The sequence below is a fragment of the Streptomyces hesseae genome (assembly GCF_031845785.1).
In the GTDB taxonomy this organism is placed as follows: domain Bacteria; phylum Actinomycetota; class Actinomycetes; order Streptomycetales; family Streptomycetaceae; genus Streptomyces; species Streptomyces hesseae.
The window spans coordinates 1-19,187 of the sequence record NZ_JAVRFI010000033.1 but is presented as its reverse complement, the minus strand read 5'-3'; the positions used below and the strand labels follow the sequence as shown (position 1 = coordinate 19,187).

Here is a 19,187-nt window from a genome sequence, read left to right as displayed (position 1 = left end):
CGATGGCAGACCTGATCAAGCTCACCGCGGCCGAGATCGCCGAGAAGATCGCCTCCGGCGAGCTCACGGCCGTCGAGGTCACCGAGGCCCACCTGGCCCGTATCGAGGCCGTCGACGAGAAGGTGCACGCCTTCCTCCACGTCGACCGCGAGGGCGCGCTCGCCCAGGCCCGTGAGGTGGACGCCAAGCGCGAGCGCGGCGAGAAGCTCGGCCCGCTGGCCGGCGTCCCGCTGGCGCTGAAGGACATCTTCACCACCAAGGGCGTCCCCACCACCGTCGGCTCCAAGATCCTCGAAGGCTGGATCCCGCCGTACGACGCGACGCTCACCAAGCGTCTGAAGGACGCCGACGTCGTCATCCTCGGCAAGACCAACATGGACGAGTTCGCCATGGGGTCCTCCACCGAGAACAGCGCCTACGGCCCCACCGGCAACCCCTGGGACCTCACCAAGATCCCCGGCGGCTCCGGCGGCGGCTCCTCCGCCGCCCTCGCGGCCTTCCAGGCGCCCCTCGCCATCGGCACGGACACCGGCGGCTCCATCCGCCAGCCCGCGTCCGTCACCGGCACCGTCGGCGTCAAGCCCACCTACGGCGCGGTCTCCCGCTACGGCATGGTGGCGTTCTCCTCCTCCCTCGACCAGGGCGGCCCCTGCGCCCGTACGGTCCTGGACGCGGCCCTGCTGCACGAGGTGATCGCCGGCCACGACCCGCTCGACTCCACCTCCATCGACGCCCCGGTCCCGCCGGTCGTCGAGGCGGCGCGCAACGGCTCCGTCGCCGGTATGCGCGTCGGTGTCGTCAAGCAGTTCCGCGGCGAGGGCTACCAGGCCGGTGTGCTCCAGCGCTTCGACGAGTCCGTCGAGCTCCTCAAGGAGCTGGGCGCCGAGATCGTCGAGCTGGACTGCCCGTCCTTCGACCTCGCGCTGGCCGCGTACTACCTGATCGCGCCGTCCGAGTGCTCCTCCAACCTGGCCCGCTTCGACGCCATGCGCTACGGCCTGCGCGTCGGCGACGACGGCACCCGCTCGGCCGAGGACGTCACCGCCCTCACCCGTGAGGCCGGCTTCGGCCCCGAGGTCAAGCGCCGTGTGATGCTCGGCACCTACGCGCTCAGCTCCGGCTACTACGACGCGTACTACGGCTCCGCGCAGAAGGTCCGCACGCTCATCACGCGCGACTTCGAAGCGGCGTTCGAGCAGGTGGACGTGATCGTCTCGCCGACCACGCCCACCACCGCCTTCGCGATCGGTGAGCGCGTCGACGACCCGATGGCGATGTACCTCGCCGACCTGTGCACCATCCCGACCAACCTGGCGGGCAACGCGGCCATGTCGCTGCCCTGCGGCCTCGCCCCCGAGGACGGCATGCCGGTCGGTCTCCAGATCATCGCTCCCGCCATGAAGGACGACCGGCTCTACAAGGTCGGTGCCGCGGTCGAGGCCGCGTTCACCGAGCGCTGGGGCCACCCGATTCTCGAGGAGGCACCGGCACTGTGAGCATCGAACAGAGCAAGTCGGGCGCGCTGAAGAAGGCCAAGGGCTTCAAGAAGTCCAAGGCCGGCACGTATCTGTCCATCGGCACCACACTGTTCGGCGCCATCAGCGTCGCCAAGCAGGCCAAGAAGGCGCGCGGCGAGCAGGACACTCTCCAGCTCGTCGACGCGGTGGTCTCCGCCGCCGCCATCGTCACCGGCGTCGCCCTGCTCGTCCGCGAGCTGCGCCGTATGAACAGCGACGACGTCCTCGCGGGCTGAGCAGGGACTGAGAGGTTAGTTTTCCGTGACCGTCACTGAACTGGTGTCGTACGACGAGGCGCTTGCCACCTACGAGCCCGTCATGGGTCTCGAGGTGCACGTCGAGCTCGGCACCAAGACCAAGATGTTCTGTGGGTGCGCCACCGAGCTGGGCGCCGAGCCCAACTCGCAGACGTGCCCCACCTGCCTCGGCCTGCCCGGCTCCCTCCCGGTCGTCAACGGCATCGCCGTCGAGTCGGCCGTCAAGATCGGTCTCGCGCTGAACTGCGAGATCGCCGAGTGGTGCCGCTTCGCCCGGAAGAATTACTTCTATCCGGACATGCCGAAGAACTTCCAGACCTCCCAGTACGACGAGCCCATCGCCTTCAACGGCTACCTGGACGTCCAGCTGGAGGACGGCGAGATCTTCCGCGTGGAGATCGAGCGCGCCCACATGGAGGAGGACACCGGCAAGTCCACCCACGTGGGCGGTGCCACTGGCCGTATCCACGGTGCGCAGCACTCCCTGCTGGACTACAACCGCGCCGGCATCCCCCTCATCGAGATCGTCACCAAGCCGATCACCGGTGCGGGCGAGCGCGCCCCCGAGGTCGCCAAGGCGTACGTCGCCGAGCTGCGCGAGCTCATCAAGGCGCTCGGCGTCTCCGAGGCCCGTATGGAGATGGGCCAGATGCGCTGCGACGTCAACCTGTCGCTGATGCCCAAGGGCGCCGAGAAGTTCGGCACGCGCTCCGAGACGAAGAACGTCAACTCGCTGCGTTCCGTCGAGCGTGCCGCCCGCTTCGAGATCATGCGGCACGCCGCGGTTCTCAACGACGGCGGCACGATCATCCAGGAGACCCGTCACTTCCACGAGGAGGACGGCTCCACGACGTCGGGCCGGGTCAAGGAGGAGGCGGAGGACTACCGCTACTTCCCCGAGCCGGACCTGGTGCCCGTGGCCCCCGCGCGCGAGTGGGTCGAGGAGCTGCGCAAGGGCCTGCCCGAGCTGCCGCGCGTACGCCGCAACCGGCTGCGCGAGGAGTGGGGCGTCTCCGAGCACGACATGCAGTCGATCCTCAACGCCGGCGCGGTCGACCTGATCACCGCCACCATCGAGGCGGGCGCGGACGCCACGTCGGCCCGTAAGTGGTGGATGGGCGAGCTGTCCCGCATCGCCAACGAGGAGGGCATCGGCCTCGGCCTGCTGCCGATCACGCCGGCCCAGGTCGCCCGGATCGCCACGCTGATCGCCGAGGGCTCGCTCAACGACAAGCTGGGCCGTGAGGTCATCAAGCACGTCGTCAATGACGAGGGCGAGCCCGACGAGATCATCGAGAAGCGCGGTCTGAAGATCGTCTCCGATGAGGGCGCGCTCGGCACCGCCGTGGACGAGGCCATCGCGGCCAACGCCGGCATCGCGGACAAGATCCGCTCGGGCAAGGTCGCGGCGGCGGGCGCGCTCGTCGGCGCGGTCATGAAGGCCACGCGCGGCCAGGCGGACGCGGCCCGCGTCCGTGAGCTGATCCTGGAGAAGCTCGGCGTCGAGGGCTGAGCCCACAGAGCTCTCCCCGCGTCAACGCGTCACGACGGCCGTCCCTCCTCGGAGGGGCGGCCGTCGCCGTGTCCGCTACCGGTGATGGGCCCCCGTTGGCCGGAATTCGCCCGTACGCCCCCCATCGGGCGAAACGGTCCGGCATGATCCCCGTCAGTGGGCCGGTCGGCGTGCCCGCACTCGAGGGCTGGGGGTTCTCCATGCGACGGTCGCGTATCGGACTGGCCGCGTTCCTGCTGGTGGGAGCGGGTATGACGATGGGGGTGGCGCCGGGCGGGACGGCTGCGCAGGCACAGGCCGCCACCCCTCCCGCGGCCGGGTGCTCGGCCGTGGAGTGGGGGAGCCTGCCGAAGGACAGCGCCATCCCCTGGCACAAGCCGTTGCGGGACATCAGAGCCGGCAGCCACGACTGCTACGACCGCCTCGTCTTCGACCTCCTCGGGCCCGGCGCCGGCCGCCCGATCGGCTTCCACGTCCGCTACGTCGACCAGTTCCAGCAGGACGGCTCGGGCGATGTCATCCCCGTGCGCGGCGGCGCGATCCTGGAGGTCCGGGTCGCCGCGCCGAGCTACGACCCCGCCACCATGCAGCGGACGTACGACGGGAAGGCCGGGCAGCCGCTGCCGGAGGTCGACCTCGGCGGCTACCGCACCTTCCAGGACACCCGCTTCGGCGCCAGCTTCGAGGGCGACACCCAGGTGGCCGTAGGGGTGCGCGAGCGACTGCCGTTCCGGGTCTTCCAGAGCGGGAACCGCCTGGTCGTGGACGTCGCGCACAGCTGGCGCGGCTTCCGCTGACCCGGTCGTCCGGCCTCACCGGTCCAGTCGTACGAGGGCATAATCCCGGGCCGTATGTGGTATAGCCCACAAAAGAGACAAAGGATCTTTTGCTGCTGTCACAGTGGTCGGCCGGAGGCCCCCTCGGTTGGGGCCTTTGCCAGATCCCCCCACTGCTCAGCGGTCGACATGCACGGGTCGTCTCCCCGGCGAGATCGTCGCGATACCCGGGAAGCAGTTCATGACCTCACTTGCCCGGTGGTGCCTCCGCCGCCGCTTCACCGTCATCGTGCTGTGGCTCGTGGCCCTCGCGGGGACCACCGCCGCGGCGACGCTGAGCGGTTCCGCCTACTCCAACGACTACGGCGTCCCCGGCACGGAGTCCTCCCGCGCGACCGCCCTGCTGGAGAAGGCCTTCCCCGGCGAGAGCGGCGACGACAAGATCGTCTGGCACACCGGCCGGGGCACGGTCCGCGCGAACGACGTCCAGCAGCGGATGACCGCGACCCTCCATGAGATCGCCCGGCTGCCCGGAGTGGCCGCCGTCGAGAGCCCGTACGGCAGCGGCGGCGCGGCCGGGATCAGCCAGGACCGGCACACCGCCTATGCCTCGGTGACCTTCGTCGCCAAGGGCGGAGAGCCGGACAAGGCCCAGGTGAAGCGGGTCGTGGAGACCGCGCGCGCGGCCGCCTCGGACAACCTCCAGGTGGCCCTCGGCGGCAGCGGCGTCGCCGGCACCGAGACCACGAGCGGCCATCTCAGCGAGATCATCGGCGTGGCGGTCGCGGCCGTGGTGCTCTTCGTCGTCTTCGGCTCGCTCGCCGCGAGCCTGCTGCCCATAGCGACGGCCCTGGTGGGCGTGGGCACCGCCGCCATGGGCACGGTGCTGCTCGGACATCTGATGAAGGTGGCCGATTTCGCCCCCATGCTGGGCACGCTCATCGGCCTCGGCGTCGGCATCGACTACGCCCTGTTCATCGTCACCCGCCACCGCAAGGGGCTGCGGCAGGGGCTGCCCGTGCCCGTCGCGGCGGAACGGGCGGTCGCCACGACCGGGCGCGCCGTGGTCTTCGCCGGCGGCACCGTGTGCGTGGCGCTGCTGGGCATGCTCATCCTGCGCCTGGACTTCCTCAACGGCGTGGCGATCGCCGCCTCGCTGACCGTCGTCCTCACCGTCGCCGCCTCCATCACCCTGCTCCCCGCCCTGCTGGGGCTGATAGGACCCCGGGCCCTCGGCCGCCGCGAGCGCCGCCGCCTCGCCCACGAGGGCCCCCGGGCGGAGGAGCACCCCAAGGGTCTGGCCGCCCGCTGGTCCGCCTTCGTCGAGCGCCACCCGAAGCTGCTGGGCGCGGCGGCCGCCGCCGTGATGCTGATCCTGGCCCTCCCGACGCTCGCCCTCCACCTCGGCACCTCCGACCAGGGCAACAACCCGGCGAGCTCCACCACCCGCCAGGCCTACGACATGCTGGGCCGCGGCTTCGGCCCCGGCGTCAACGGGCCGCTGACGCTCGTCGCTCCCCTCGACAGCGCCGCCGACAGCCTCGCCTTCAACAAGCTGCCGGACACCCTCCGGCACACCCCCGGCGTCGCCTCCGTGACCTCTTCGGTCCTCAGCGGTGGCGGCGACACGGGCGTCATCACCGTCGTGCCCACGACGTCCCCGCAGTCCCGCGCCACCAGCGACCTCGTCGACCGGCTCCGGACGACCGTGCTGCCCAAGGCCACCGAGGGCACCGGCCTGGACGTCCGCGTGGGCGGCATGACCGCGGCGTACGACGACTTCGCCGCGGTCATCCTCGGCAAGCTGCCGGTGTTCGTGGGCACCGTGGTGGGACTGGGCTGTCTGCTGCTCCTGCTGGCCTTCCGCAGCATCGGGATACCGCTGAAGGCCGCCGCGATGAACATCGCGGCCGTGGCCTCCTCCTTCGGACTGATCGTCGCCCTCTTCCAGTGGGGCTGGGGCAGCGAGCGGCTGGGCCTCGGCGGCGGGGGGCCGATCGAGCCGTTCCTGCCGGTGGTCATGGTCTCGGTGCTGTTCGGGCTGTCGATGGACTACCAGGTGTTCCTGGTCAGCCGGATGTACGAGGAGTGGCTGGCCACCCGCGACAACCGCCGGGCCGTCCGGGTGGGCCTGGCGGAGACCAGCCGGGTGATCAACTCGGCGGCCGTGATCATGATTTCGGTGTTCCTGGCCTTCGTGCTGAGCGGCGACCGGGTGATCGCCATGTTCGGCGTCGGCCTGGCCGCCGCGGTGGCCCTGGACGCCTTCGTCCTGCGGACGCTGCTGGTCCCGGCCCTGATGCACATGCTGGGCGGCGCCAACTGGTGGCTGCCGGCCTGGCTGGAGCGCGCCCTTCCGCGCATCAGCATCGAGCCGCCTGAGCGGGTTCCCGCGTTCGCGGGGGCGCGCGAGGGGTCAGCGTGTGAGCAGCACGGACCGGATCTCGACGGGCGGGCCGAAGACGACCCGTCGGCCCTTCTCGACGCGGATGCGGTCGCCGAAGAGCGGGTGGGCAAGGACGTCGTAGCCGCCTGAGTCGATCTCCACCGCCTTGACGCCGCCTTGAAGCCGCCTGCGAGGCGTAGAGCCCGACCGGGCCGGCGAGGGCGGCGTCCGGCGCGTCAGCCCTGCCGGGCCCGGATGACCACGACGCCGGAGTCGAGGTCTATCGGGCCCTTGGCCGGGTCCGCGTCCCCGGTGTCGTCGCGCGTCAGCTCCAGCCGCTCCCGCTCCTCCTGGGTGTGTTTCCGTCCGGGGGCGAAGATCTCCTCGAAGACGCTGAACATATCGGTCCCTCCGTCGGTCGTCCGGCGACCGTCAGGTCACCTTCAGCCGCAGCAGCCGGTCGTCGTCGGCCGGCCCCGTCCGTCGGTGTTGCTCGTCGTCAGCCACAGCCCGCCGTCGCCCGTTGGAACAACCGTGCGCAGCCGCCCGTAGTTCCCCTTGAGGAAGGCCTTCGGGGCGGCGGCGGGCGCGGCGCCGCGGAGCGGGATCCTCCACAGGCGCTCGCCGCGCAGCCCGGCCATCCACAGGGAGCCCGCCGCGTAGGCGAGGCCGCTGGGGGAGGCGTCGGCGGGCCTCCACTGCTCCACGGGGTCCGTCAGGCCCGCCCTGTGCGCCTTCCCCTCGGCCACGGGCCAGCCGTAGTTGCGGCCCGGTTCGATGAGGTTGAGCTCGTCCCAGGTGTCCTGGCCGAACTCCGAGGCCCACAGCCGTTTGTCCGCGTCCCAGGCCAGGCCCTGCACATTGCGGTGGCCGTAGCTGTAGACGAGCGAGTCCGGGAAGGGGTTGCCGGGGGCCGGGCGGCCGTCGGGCGTCATCCGCAGGATCTTGCCGCCGAGCGAGCCCCTGTCCTGGGCGGGGTCGCGCTGCCCGGCCTCGCCCGTGCCGGCGTAGAGCATCCCGTCGGGGCCGAACGCGATCCGGCCGCCGTTGTGGATCTGGCCCTTGGGGATGCCGCGCAGGATGGTGTCGGGCGCGCCGAGCCGCTGTCCCTCCGGCCGTTTCTCGTCGACCAGCAGCCGGGCGACGCGATTGTCCGAATCCGTCGTGAAGTAGGCGTAGAGCAGATGGTCGGAGGCGTAGCCGGGGGAGAGGGCCAGGCCCAGCAGCCCGCCCTCGCCCGCCGCCGCGACGCCCGGGACGGTGCCGAGCGGGGTCTGCCGGCCGTCCTTCGCCGCGACCCGCGCGATCCGGCCGGTGTTCCGCGAGCCGATCAGCAGATCGCCGTCCGGCAGCGGGGCCACGCCCCATGGCGAGTCCAGCTTGCGGGCGACCGTGCGGTCGACCTCGGCGGAGCCTTGCGCGGGTGCGGCGGACGCGGTGCCCCCGCCCGTGCCGGAGGGCGAGCCGGACCCGCCGGAGGACGAGCCGCCGGAGCAGCCCGTGACGATCAGCAGCGCGGAGACCGCCAGCGCCGCCGTGACGACGGGGCGGCGGGGGACGCGGCGGGGGACGTGTCGTGGTCCGGGGAGGTGTCCGGTGAACAGGTGCACGGCAAAAGGTTCCTCTCGGGTGAAAGGGTTCCTCTCGGGTGAGTGGGACACCCCTCCTTGATACACCCCGATCCCGGATTCACCCCGTCAGTACCAGGACCCCATCGCCTGGGGCAGTGCCGTGATCTCCGCCAAGTCCTCGGCGGTCAGCCGCAGTCCGGCGGCCGCCGCGTTCTCCACCGCCCACGCGGCCTTCTTCGTGCCGGGCACCGGCACCACGTGCCGGCCCTGCGCCAGCACCCAGGCCAGGGCCACCTGCGCCGCCGTGGCGTCGTGCCGTTCCGCGACACGCCGCAGGCCCGCGACTATCGGCTGATTGGCGGCCATCATCTCCGCCGTGAAGCGCGGGTGGCGGGCCCGCAGGTCCTCCGGCTCGAAGCCCTGACCGGGGGTGAGCGTGCCACTGAGGAAACCGTTCCCCAGGGGCATCGCCGCCAGCAGCCCCACCCCCCGCGAGGACAGCCACGGCATCAGCCGGTCCAGCGCCTCCCGCGACCAGACCGACAGCTCCGCCTGGACACAGCTGACCGGGAAGACCTGCTGCACCCGCTCCAGCAGGGCGATCGTCGTGTCGTACATCCCCGTCCCGGCCCCGGCCGAGGAGCCGAACCTGCGCCGGGCCCGCGCGTCGATGGCGCACCAGCCCAGCGCCCTTACCTTGCCCGCGGAGACCAGCTCGGCCATCGCGCCCCAGGTCTCCTCGACGGGTATCTCGGGGTCGGGGCGGTGGAGCTGGTAGAGGTCGATGACATCGGTCTGGAGCCGGCGCAGCGAGGCGTCGCACGCCCGCTTCACATAGCCCGGACGGCCGTTGGCGACGACGTGCTGGTCGCCCACCAGCAGCCCGCACTTGGTCGATACGAACGCCTCCGAGCGCCGCTCCCGCAACACCCGCCCCACCAGCAGTTCATTGGTGAACGGCCCGTACATGTCGGCCGTGTCCAGGAGGCTGGCCCCGGCGTCCAGGGCCGCGTGGACCGTGCGCAGCGCGCCCTCCCCGCTCTGCTGGGAGGCGGTGTACGCCCAGTGCATCGGCATGCACCCCAGGCCGATCGCGCCCACCTCGAGCGCCGTCGCACCGATTGTCCTGCGCTCCACCCGCGGTTCCCCTCCCGTTCCTCGCCCCCAAACTAACCTCTGGCGTCGGGGCCCCTTCGCATAGCCTCCAGACATGAGTGCAGATCACAGCGGTTCCCCCGCGCGCCCCCTGGCCTGGCTGCCGATCCCCCCGGAGGAGATCGACGACCTGCCCCGGGGCCTGGAATACGCCCACTGGGACGGCGGTCCCGACTTCCCCACCGACCCGGCGCGTTGTGCCTTCTACTGCGTTCCGTACATGAAGGGCACCGAAGTGTCGATCCGGCCGCTGTCGCGGATGAGCGGGGTGCGGGTCGTCCAGGCGCTCACCGCCGGTGTGGAGCACCTGTTGCCGGAGCTTCCCTCGCTGCCGTCCGGCACCCGGCTGTGCAACGCGCGCGGACTGCACGACGCGAGCACCGCCGAGCTGGCCCTGACCCTGACGCTCGCCGCGCTCCGGGGCGTTCCCGGCTTCGTCCGGGCGCAGGACGCGGGGGAGTGGCGGCCGGAGTTCCGCCCGGCGCTCGCCGACAAGTCGGTGCTCGTCGTCGGCTACGGCTCGATCGGCGCCGCCATCGAGGACCGGCTCGCGCCCTTTGAGTGCGCGCGGGTCGTGCGCGTCGCGCGCTCTGCGCGCGTGGCAGCCCGTGGCCCGGTCCACCCGGTGTCGGACCTGCCGGAGCTGCTGCCCGACGCCGATGTGGTGATCCTCTCGACGCCCCTCACCCCCGAGACCGCCAAGCTCGCCGACGCCCGCTTCCTGGCCCGGATGAAGGACGGCGCGCTCCTGGTGAACGTCGCCCGGGGCGGCGTCGTCGACACCGAGGCGCTCCTGGCCGAGCTGGAGAGCGGCCGGCTGATCGCCGCCCTGGACGTCACCGACCCCGAGCCGCTGCCCGACGGGCACCCGCTCTGGAAGGCACCCGGAGTCCTCGTCACCCCCCATGTGGGTGGGCCTTCTTCGGCCTATCTGCCCCGGGCCAAGGCCCTCTTGCGCGATCAACTGGCCAGATTCGTACTGGACGAGCCTCTACGGAATGTCGTAGCCACGGCGTAGGCGTCACAGGCCGGTAGCACGCAGAGACAGCATTTGGATGCGCTGCGTATTCGTAATCCGTCAGCTGGTTACGCTATGTATATGAGCTATGTCCCTGAGTGACGACTCTGGTGTATCGTCCCGACGGGGGCCGCTCCGGGCACGGCAAGAGGGCGGCGAAGGACCGGAACTCGAGGGGGGCGACGGGCGATGGACGGCCAATGGACGATCTACCCGACGCGACGGGGCCACCGATCACAGCTTCTCCGGCGACCGCGCCGGCCGTGGCTCCGCCGCCTGCCCGCCGTGCTCCCACGGCTCTCCCCGTTCGGTCCGCCGAGGGCGGCGGCGCGGTGAGCGCCCCCGGAGCGGCGCTCCCGCGCCGGCCCGCCTCCGCCGGGGGGCCGGGCATGCTCCCGCAGCTCCTCCTCGCCGTCGTCTGCGGGGGCTACGCGACGGGGGCGGCCCTCGGCTGGGGCTCGCCCGAGCTCGCCGCCACCATGGGCGACTTCGGGCTGAGCGGCGCCGCCGGCCTCGCCGCGGCCTCCTGCTTCTGGTACGGGCGGACCCGCAGCACGCGGTTCCGCCCCGCCTGGCTGCTGTTCGCCGCCTCGTCCGCCATGGCGGGCTTCGGCAACTTCGTCTGGGGCTGGTACGAGGTGGTGCTCGGCCGGCACGTGCCGAGCCCGTCCCCGGCCGACTTCTGCTTCCTGCTCTTCGCGCCGCCCGCCATCATCGGCCTGCTGGTGCTCGCCCGCCGCCCGGTCACCCGGGCCGGCTGGGTCTGCCTCGGGCTGGACTCCTGGCTGATCGGCGGCTCGCTGCTGACCCTCTCCTGGAGCCTGGCCCTCGCCCACACCGCGCACTTCGCGGGCGAGACCGTCGCCCACGCCGCGCTCTCGCTCGCCTATCCGCTGCTGGACATCGTCCTGGTGTCCATGGTGCTGGCGCTGCACTTCAAGCGCTCCTCGGCCAACCGCTCCGCCATCAACACCGCCATCGCGGCCCTCGCGCTGACCGTCCTGTGCGACGCCCTGTTCACCTCGCCACTGCTCCAGGCCAACTACCGCTCCGGGCAGATCCTCGACGCCGGCTGGTTCGCGGGCTACATGCTGATGGCCTACGCGCCCTGGGTCGCCCGCGAGGAGCGCGAGAGCGCGGCCCGGCCCGGCCGATCGCAGGCCCCACCCGCCGGCCGGCCCATCGCCGGCTCCCTCGCAGCCCTCACCCCGTACCTCGCGGCCGCCGTCTGCACCCTGGGCATCCTCTACAACGTCCTCGACGGCCACCACGTCGACCGCGTCGTCCTCTTCACCGGCTGCACGGTCGTCCTGGCGCTCGTCGTACGCCAGGGCATCATGCTGCTCGACAACATCTCCCTCACCCAGGAACTGGCGCAGAAGGAGAACCACTTCCGCTCCCTGGTGCAGGGCTCCAGCGACGTCATCATGATCGCCGCGCCCACCGGGATACTGCGCTACGTCAGCCCGGCGGCCGCCGGGGTCTACGGGCGCGACGCGGAGGAACTCGTCGGCTCCGAGCTCGCCTCGCTCATCCACCCCGAGGACCTGGGCCGCGTCGTCCACGAGGTGCGCCGCTTCCTGGCCGCGCCACCCGCCGAGGAGCCCACCACCCGCATCGAGTGCCGCTTCCGCTCCGGCAGCGGCGACTGGCTCAACGTCGAATCCACCGTCAACCGCCACCACGGCGGCCTGATCTTCAACAGCCGCGACGTCACCGAACGGGTCCGGCTCCAGGCCCAGTTGCAGCACACCGCCGAGCACGACCCGCTCACCGACCTGCCCAACCGCGCCCTGTTCACCAGGCGCGTCCAGCAGGCGCTCGCCGGCCGGAGAGTCACCGACGCCGGCACGGCCGTGCTCTTCATCGACCTCGACGGCTTCAAGGCCGTCAACGACACCGTCGGCCACCAGGCGGGCGACGAACTGCTCATCCAGGCCGCCCGCCGCCTCCAGGACTCGGTGCGCGCCGGGGACTCCACCGCCCGCTTCGGCGGCGACGAGTTCGCGGCCCTCATCATCGGCGACGGCACCCGCGACCCCGCCGCCCGCGAGTACCGCATCCTGGAGGTCGCCGACCGGCTGCGGCTCACCCTCTCCCAGCCCTATCTCGTCGAGGGCGGCACCGAGGTGCGCGTCGCCGCCAGCATCGGCGTCGCCTTCGCCGAGCCCGACATCACCCCCGGCACCCTGATGCGCAACGCCGACCTCGCCATGTACCGGGCGAAGCAGGCCGGAAAGGGCCGCGTCGAGCTCTACGCCCCCCAGATGCAGGCCGACGTGGTGCGCCGCACCGAGCTCGCCACCCGGCTGCGCACCGCGCTCCACGACGGCGAGTTCGCCCTCCTCCACCAGCCGATCGTCGAGCTGGCCACCGGCCGGATCACCGCGGTCGGCGCCCAGGCCCGCTGGCGCTCCGCCCAGGGCATCCTCTTCACCCCGGACGAATTCCTCCGCGTGGCCGAAATGGACCGGGGCGACGAGAGCGCCCGCACCGCCGAGCTCGGCCGCTGGACGCTGGAACGGGCCGCCGAGCAGGCCGGCCGGCGCCGCCTCGCGGGCCACGCCGTCCCCGTGCACGTCCGGATGTCCGCCGCCCGGCTGCTGGACAAGTCACTGCCCCCCAAGAGCGTCGAGGCCCTCATCCTGCGCCACGGGCTGCCCTCCGGATCGCTGGTCCTGGAGCTCTCCGGCAGCGATCCGCGCGTGCCCCTCGACGAGCTGGAGCGCCGGCTGATCTCCCTGCGCCGCTTCGGCGTACGCATCGCCCTCGACGGCTTCGGCACCGGCTACGCCGCCATGAGCGCCCTGCGCCGCCTCCCCATCGACGTGCTCAAGCTCGACCGCGGCCTCGTCGACGGAGTGGCCGAATCCGCCCGCCTCCACAAGATCACCGCCGGGCTGCTGCGCATCGCCGGGGACCTCGGCATGGAGTCCGTCGCCGACGGCGTGGACGACCTGGAGCAGGCCCGCGCCCTGCTCGCCATGGGCTGCACCCACGGCCAGGGCATGGCCTTCGCGGGCGCGCTCGACGAGCACCGGCTGCGACACGCCCTCGACCGGGGCCCCTACCCCCTGCCGGGCCTGCTCACCGGCACCCTGTCCGCCACCCTTCCGGGTGATCCCATGGACGGCGGAAACCAGGTGCTCGTCGGGGGCGCCCTGCCCGTACGCTCCGGAGTGGCGGGGGGCGCGGGGGCTCTCGCCCATGCTCCATTGCGCTCAAATAATGAGACGCCCGTCCCACCCACTTGACACCCCAGGTGCACCGGAGGGAGGGTCGACCTCATGCGCACCCGAATTCTCGTACTTGGAAAGCGCGTCGGCTGAAGCAGGCCGCCCATGAGGCCCTGCTGACCACACCGGCGCGCTCCCCTCGCTTGCCTCACGGCACGAGGGGTTTTTTGTTTTCCGAATCACCCAGTCATCCGTCGTCATCCGTCGAAACCGTCGAACCAAAGCCTTCGAGAAGAGAATGTCGATGACAGAGCAGGCCAACGGGGCCCACCATCATCCGCAGCCGCGGCCCCGCAGCGGCGCGGCACAGCAGCCCGCCACCGTCGAGCACGTCACGGGAGCGCAGTCCCTCATCCGGTCGCTGGAGGAGGTGGGCGCCGAGATCGTCTTCGGCATCCCGGGCGGCGCGATCCTGCCGGCGTACGACCCGATGATGGACTCCTCGAAGGTCCGCCACGTCCTCGTCCGTCACGAGCAGGGCGCCGGACACGCCGCGACGGGCTACGCCCAGGCCACCGGGAAGGTCGGGGTGTGCATGGCGACGTCGGGTCCGGGGGCCACCAATCTCGTGACCCCGATCGCCGACGCCCATATGGACTCGGTGCCGCTGGTGGCCATCACCGGCCAGGTCGCCTCCAAGTCCATCGGCACGGACGCCTTCCAGGAGGCGGACATCTGCGGCATCACCATGCCGATCACCAAGCACAACTGGCTGGTGACCGACCCGGCCGAGATCCCCCGCACCATCGCCGAGGCGTTCCACGTGGCCTCCACCGGCCGCCCCGGACCGGTGCTCGTCGACATCGCCAAGGACGCCCTCCAGGCCCGTACGGTCTTCTCCTGGCCGCCGCACACCGACCTGCCCGGCTACCGGCCCGTCACCAAGCCGCACGCCAAGCAGATCCGCGAGGCCGCGAAGCTGCTCACCCAGGCCCGGCGCCCGGTCCTCTACGTCGGCGGCGGCGTGCTCAAGGCCCAGGCCACCGGCGAGCTGAAGGTCTTCGCCGAGCTGACCGGCGCCCCGGTGACCACCACACTGATGGCGCTGGGCGCCTTCCCCGACAGCCACCCGCAGCACCTGGGCATGCCCGGCATGCACGGCTCGGTCGCCGCCGTCACCGCGCTCCAGAAGGCCGACCTGATCATCGCGCTCGGCGCGCGCTTCGACGACCGGGTGACGGGCAGGCTGGACTCCTTCGCACCCCACGCGAAGATCGTCCACGCCGACATCGACCCGGCCGAGATCGGCAAGAACCGCACCGCGGACGTGCCCATCGTGGGCGACGCCCGGGAGGTGCTGGCCGATCTGATCGTGGCCGTCCAGGCGGAGCAGGCCGACGGCCACGCCTGCGACTACACCGAATGGTGGACCGACCTCAACCGCTGGCGCGACACCTACCCGCTGGGCTACGAGCAGCCCGGCGACGGCAGCCTCGCCCCGCAACAGGTCATCCAGCGCATCGGCGAGCTCGCCCCCAAGGACACCATCTTCACCGCCGGCGTCGGCCAGCACCAGATGTGGGCCGCCCACTTCATCCACTACGAACAGCCCCGCACCTGGCTCAACTCCGGCGGCGCGGGCACGATGGGCTACGCGGTCCCCGCCGCCATGGGCGCCAAGGCCGGCGCCCCGGACCGCACGGTGTGGGCCGTCGACGGCGACGGCTGCTTCCAGATGACCAACCAGGAACTGGTCACCTGCGCGCTCAACAACATCCCCATCAAGGTCGCCATCATCAACAACGGCGCGCTGGGCATGGTCCGCCAGTGGCAGACCCTCTTCTACAACCAGCGCTACTCCAACACCGTGCTCCACACCGGGTCCGCGGTGTCCGACGGCGGCTCCGCCTCGGGGCCCGGCACGGAGCCGTGCGCCGGGACCCGGGTGCCCGACTTCGTCAAGCTCTCCGAGGCGATGGGCTGCGTGGGCCTGCGCTGCGAGGACCCCGCCGACCTCGACAAGGTGATCGCCGAGGCCAACGCCATCAACGACCGCCCGGTCGTGGTGGACTTCATCGTCCACCAGGACGCCATGGTCTGGCCGATGGTCGCCGCCGGGACCTCCAACGACGAGATCCTCGCCGCGCGCGGGGTCCGCCCGGACTTCGACGGCATCGACGACGACTGACACGACGTCCGACACGAAGTCCGACCGCCATCGACCCACCGCCATCGACCCACGAGACGAGAGGCTCACGAGGCCGACCCCATGACCAAGCACACGCTCTCCGTCCTGGTGGAGAACACCCCCGGCATCCTCACCAGAGTCGCCGCGCTGTTCTCCCGCCGCGGTTTCAACATCGACTCCCTCGCCGTCGGGGTGACCGAGCACCCCGACATCTCCCGCATCACCATCGTCGTCAACGTCGAGTCGCTGCCCCTGGAGCAGGTCACCAAGCAGCTCAACAAGCTCGTCAACGTACTGAAGATCGTGGAGCTGGAGGACAGCGCCGCCATCCAGCGCGAGCTCGTCCTGGTGAAGGTCCGCGCCGACAACGAGACCCGCTCCCAGATCGTCGAGATCGTCCAGCTCTTCCGCGCCAAGACCGTTGACGTCTCCCCGGAGGCCGTCACCATCGAGGCCACCGGAGGCAGCGACAAGCTCGGCGCGATGCTCAAGATGCTGGAGCCCTTCGGCATCAAGGAACTGGTCCAGTCCGGGACCATCGCGATAGGGCGTGGCGCGCGGTCCATCACCGACCGCAGCCTGCGTGCCCTCGATCGTTCCGCCTGATCCAGTCTTTCGGTATTCCGAATACCGATCCCTCGAACCTCTTCCCCGCCCACCCGTCATACGGTGGGACGTACCACCGGAACACCGGAATCAAGGAGATATCCCACGTGGCTGCCGAGCTCTTCTACGACAACGACGCCGATCTGTCCATCATCCAGGGCCGTAAGGTCGCGGTTCTCGGCTACGGCAGCCAGGGCCACGCCCACGCGCTGTCCCTGCGCGACTCGGGCGTCGACGTCCGCGTGGGCCTCCACGAGGGCTCGAAGTCCAAGGCGAAGGCCGAGGAGCAGGGCCTGCGCGTCGTCACCCCCGCCGAGGCGGCCGCCGAGGCCGACGTCATCATGATCCTGGTCCCGGACCCGATCCAGGCCAAGGTCTACGAGGAGTCCGTCAAGGACAACCTCAAGGACGGCGACGCCCTCTTCTTCGGCCACGGCTTCAACATCCGCTTCGGCTTCATCAAGCCCCCGGCCGGCGTCGACGTCTGCATGGTCGCCCCCAAGGGCCCCGGCCACCTGGTGCGCCGTCAGTACGAGGAGGGCCGCGGCGTCCCGTGCATCGCGGCCGTCGAGCAGGACGCCTCCGGCAACGCCTTCCAGCTCGCGCTGTCCTACGCCAAGGCCATCGGCGGCACCCGCGCCGGCGTCATCAAGACGACCTTCACCGAGGAGACCGAGACCGACCTCTTCGGCGAGCAGGCCGTCCTCTGCGGCGGGGCCTCGGCGCTGGTGAAGGCCGGCTTCGAGACGCTGGTCGAGGCCGGCTACCAGCCGGAGATCGCCTACTTCGAGTGCCTCCACGAGCTCAAGCTCATCGTGGACCTCATGTACGAGGGCGGCCTGGAGAAGATGCGCTGGTCGGTCTCCGAGACCGCCGAGTGGGGCGACTACGTCACCGGCCCGCGCATCGTCACCGACGCCACCAAGGCCGAGATGAAGAAGGTCCTCGGCGAGATCCAGGACGGCACCTTCGCCAACAACTGGATGAAGGAGTACCAGGCCGGTCTGCCCAAGTACAACGAGTACAAGAAGGCCGACCAGGACCACCTCCTGGAGGCCACCGGCAAGAAGCTGCGCAAGCTGATGAGCTGGGTCGACGACAAGGAGTAGTCCCCGAGTGGGCCTCCCGGGCGGCGCCGGGCCGGAGTGTCCGGCCCGGCGCCACCCGCTTTGTCCGCTGCCGTGTTCGCGGCTTTGTCCACCGCGTACAGCCGCGACGGGTGACGTTTTACGCAACGGCGCTGGCCAGGGCCGTCGCCACCGATACACTGCGGAGCACAAACGCGTCAGGCTCACAGCGTCGTGCGTCTTCCACGCGGCTGCCCCCTTCACCGCCTTCGGCCGTCGGGACGGCCGTCCGCGAAGGACTAGTGAGGACTGAGACCACGTGAGCACTCGTACCCCGGCACACAAGCCCGTCGTACTCATCGCCGAAGAGCTCTCTCCCGCCACCGTCGACGCCCTCGGGCCGGACTTCGAGATCCGGCACTGCGACGGCGCCGACCGCGCGCAGCTGCTGCCCGCTCTCGCCGACGTGGACGCGGTACTGGTGCGCTCCGCCACCCGGCTCGACGCCGAGGCCATCGCCGCGGCGAAGCGGCTGCGGGTCATCGCGCGCGCCGGCGTCGGCCTGGACAACGTCGACGTCTCCGCCGCCACCAAGGCCGGTGTGATGGTCGTCAACGCGCCGACCTCCAACATCGTCACCGCCGCCGAGCTCGCCTGCGGCCTGCTCGTCGCCACCGCCCGCAACATCCCCCAGGCCAACGCGGCGCTGAAGAACGGCGAGTGGAAGCGCTCCAAGTACACGGGTGTGGAGCTGTCCGAGAAGACCCTCGGTGTGGTCGGCCTCGGCCGGATCGGTGTCCTCGTCGCCCAGCGGATGTCCGCCTTCGGCATGAAGGTCGTCGCCTACGACCCCTACGTACAGCCCGCGCGCGCCGCCCAGATGGGCGTCAAGCTGCTGACGCTGGACGAGCTGCTCAAGGCCTCCGACTTCATCACCGTCCACCTCCCCAAGACGCCCGAGACGCTGGGACTCATCGGCGACGAGGCGCTGCGCAAGGTCAAGCCGTCGGTGCGGATCGTCAACGCCGCGCGCGGCGGCATCGTGGACGAGACGGCGCTGGCCGCCGCGCTGAAGGAGGGGCGCGTCGCGGGCGCCGGCCTGGACGTCTACACGTCCGAGCCGTGCACAGACTCGCCGCTCTTCGAGTTCGACAACGTCGTGGCCACGCCGCACCTGGGCGCCTCCACCGGTGAGGCTCAGGAGAAGGCCGGCATCGCCGTCGCCAAGTCCGTGCGGCTGGCGCTGGCCGGGGAGCTCGTGCCGGACGCGGTCAACGTACAGGGCGGTGTGATCGCCGAGGACGTCAAGCCGGCGCTGCCGCTGGCCGAGAAGCTCGGCCGGATCTTCACCGCGCTGGCGGGCGAGGTCGCAGTGCGGCTGGATGTCGAGGTGTACGGGGAGCTCACCCAGCACGATGTGAAGGTGCTCGAACTGTCCGCGCTCAAGGGCGTGTTCGAGGACGTCGTCGACGAGACCGTCTCGTACGTCAACGCGCCGCTGTTCGCGCAGGAGCGCGGGGTCGAGGTGCGGCTGACCACGGGCTCGGAGTCGCCGGACCACCGCAACGTGGTCACCGTGCGCGGCACGCTCGCCGGGGGCGGTGAGGTGTCGATCTCCGGCACGCTCGCCGGGCCGAAGAACCTTCAGAAGATCGTCGCGGTGGGCGACCACGATGTGGATCTGACGCTCGCGGACCACATGGCCTTCCTGCGCTACATGGACCGGCCGGGTGTCGTGGGCACGCTGGGGCGCATCCTCGGTGAGGCGGGCATCAACATCGCGGGCATGCAGGTGTCGCGCGCGACGGAGGGCGGGGAGGCGCTCGTCGCCCTGACGGTGGACGAGTCGGTGCCGTCGTCGGTGCTCGCGGAGATCTCGGAGGAGATCGGCGCGACGTCGGCGCGGGCGGTTGACCTGACGGCCTGACCCACCCCCAACGGGTCAGGCCGTCAGGTC

Annotated in this window: 13 protein-coding genes and 1 pseudogene; 11 read left to right on the top strand and 3 right to left on the bottom strand. The window is 71.2% G+C overall.

The window, feature by feature from the left end; genetic code table 11:
• Positions 1–2 precede the first annotated feature (2 nt).
• The 5 genes from gatA to RM609_RS31555 all read left to right on the top strand — a co-directional run bounded on the left by gatA (position 3) and on the right by RM609_RS31555 (position 6,599).
• Positions 3–1,496, top strand: coding sequence for an Asp-tRNA(Asn)/Glu-tRNA(Gln) amidotransferase subunit GatA (gene gatA, locus RM609_RS31575; RefSeq protein ID WP_438828584.1), 1,494 nt, complete (start codon positions 3–5; stop codon positions 1,494–1,496).
• On the top strand, positions 1,493–1,753 hold the full coding sequence (locus RM609_RS31570; RefSeq protein ID WP_311615599.1) for a hypothetical protein: 261 nt from the start codon (positions 1,493–1,495) through the stop codon (positions 1,751–1,753). The genes gatA and RM609_RS31570 overlap by 4 nt, the downstream gene beginning before the upstream one ends.
• A gap of 25 nt (positions 1,754–1,778) precedes the next feature.
• The gene (gatB, locus tag RM609_RS31565) at positions 1,779–3,287 is read left to right on the top strand and encodes an Asp-tRNA(Asn)/Glu-tRNA(Gln) amidotransferase subunit GatB (protein ID WP_311615597.1); all 1,509 of its coding nucleotides are present in this window, start codon (positions 1,779–1,781) and stop codon (positions 3,285–3,287) included.
• Positions 3,288–3,487: 200 nt separating this feature from the next.
• Positions 3,488–4,084 (top strand): AMIN-like domain-containing (lipo)protein, encoded by a 597-nt coding sequence (locus RM609_RS31560; RefSeq protein ID WP_311615595.1) that lies wholly within the window; start codon positions 3,488–3,490, stop codon positions 4,082–4,084.
• Between the two features lie 220 nt (positions 4,085–4,304).
• Complete coding sequence (locus RM609_RS31555) at positions 4,305–6,599, top strand: MMPL family transporter (RefSeq protein ID WP_311615593.1); 2,295 nt, start codon at positions 4,305–4,307, stop codon at positions 6,597–6,599.
• 86 nt (positions 6,600–6,685) lie between these two features.
• Here RM609_RS31555 and RM609_RS31550 read toward each other — a convergent pair whose 3' ends face one another.
• From RM609_RS31550 to RM609_RS31540, 3 genes and pseudogenes are all read right to left on the bottom strand, one after another.
• Positions 6,686–6,850 carry a DUF6191 domain-containing protein gene (locus RM609_RS31550; RefSeq protein ID WP_311615591.1) on the bottom strand — a complete coding sequence of 55 codons (165 nt, stop codon included), beginning with the start codon at positions 6,848–6,850 and terminating at the stop codon, positions 6,686–6,688.
• 31 nt (positions 6,851–6,881) lie between these two features.
• Positions 6,882–7,978 (bottom strand): annotated as a pseudogene (locus RM609_RS31545) (PQQ-dependent sugar dehydrogenase).
• Positions 7,979–8,146: 168 nt separating this feature from the next.
• The gene (locus RM609_RS31540) at positions 8,147–9,157 is read right to left on the bottom strand and encodes an aldo/keto reductase (protein WP_311615589.1); all 1,011 of its coding nucleotides are present in this window, start codon (positions 9,155–9,157) and stop codon (positions 8,147–8,149) included.
• A gap of 73 nt (positions 9,158–9,230) precedes the next feature.
• On the opposite strand from RM609_RS31540, the gene RM609_RS31535 reads away from it, so the two are divergent.
• The 6 genes from RM609_RS31535 (at position 9,231) to serA (ending at position 19,157) form a co-directional block, all read left to right on the top strand.
• On the top strand, positions 9,231–10,193 hold the full coding sequence (locus RM609_RS31535) for a 2-hydroxyacid dehydrogenase (protein WP_311615587.1): 963 nt from the start codon (positions 9,231–9,233) through the stop codon (positions 10,191–10,193).
• A 389-nt stretch (positions 10,194–10,582) separates the two neighbouring features.
• The gene (locus tag RM609_RS31530; RefSeq protein ID WP_311615670.1) at positions 10,583–13,447 is read left to right on the top strand and encodes a putative bifunctional diguanylate cyclase/phosphodiesterase; all 2,865 of its coding nucleotides are present in this window, start codon (positions 10,583–10,585) and stop codon (positions 13,445–13,447) included.
• Between the two features lie 226 nt (positions 13,448–13,673).
• On the top strand, positions 13,674–15,557 hold the full coding sequence (locus RM609_RS31525) for an acetolactate synthase large subunit (RefSeq protein ID WP_311615585.1): 1,884 nt from the start codon (positions 13,674–13,676) through the stop codon (positions 15,555–15,557).
• Between the two features lie 81 nt (positions 15,558–15,638).
• Entirely contained in the window at positions 15,639–16,163 is a 525-nt protein-coding gene (gene ilvN, locus RM609_RS31520) for an acetolactate synthase small subunit (protein WP_311615583.1), read from the top strand.
• 107 nt (positions 16,164–16,270) lie between these two features.
• Positions 16,271–17,272, top strand: a complete 1,002-nt coding sequence (gene ilvC, locus RM609_RS31515) for a ketol-acid reductoisomerase (protein WP_311615582.1) — start codon at positions 16,271–16,273, stop codon at positions 17,270–17,272.
• A 277-nt stretch (positions 17,273–17,549) separates the two neighbouring features.
• Entirely contained in the window at positions 17,550–19,157 is a 1,608-nt protein-coding gene (gene serA / locus RM609_RS31510) for a phosphoglycerate dehydrogenase (RefSeq protein WP_311615580.1), read from the top strand.
• Positions 19,158–19,187 lie beyond the last annotated feature (30 nt).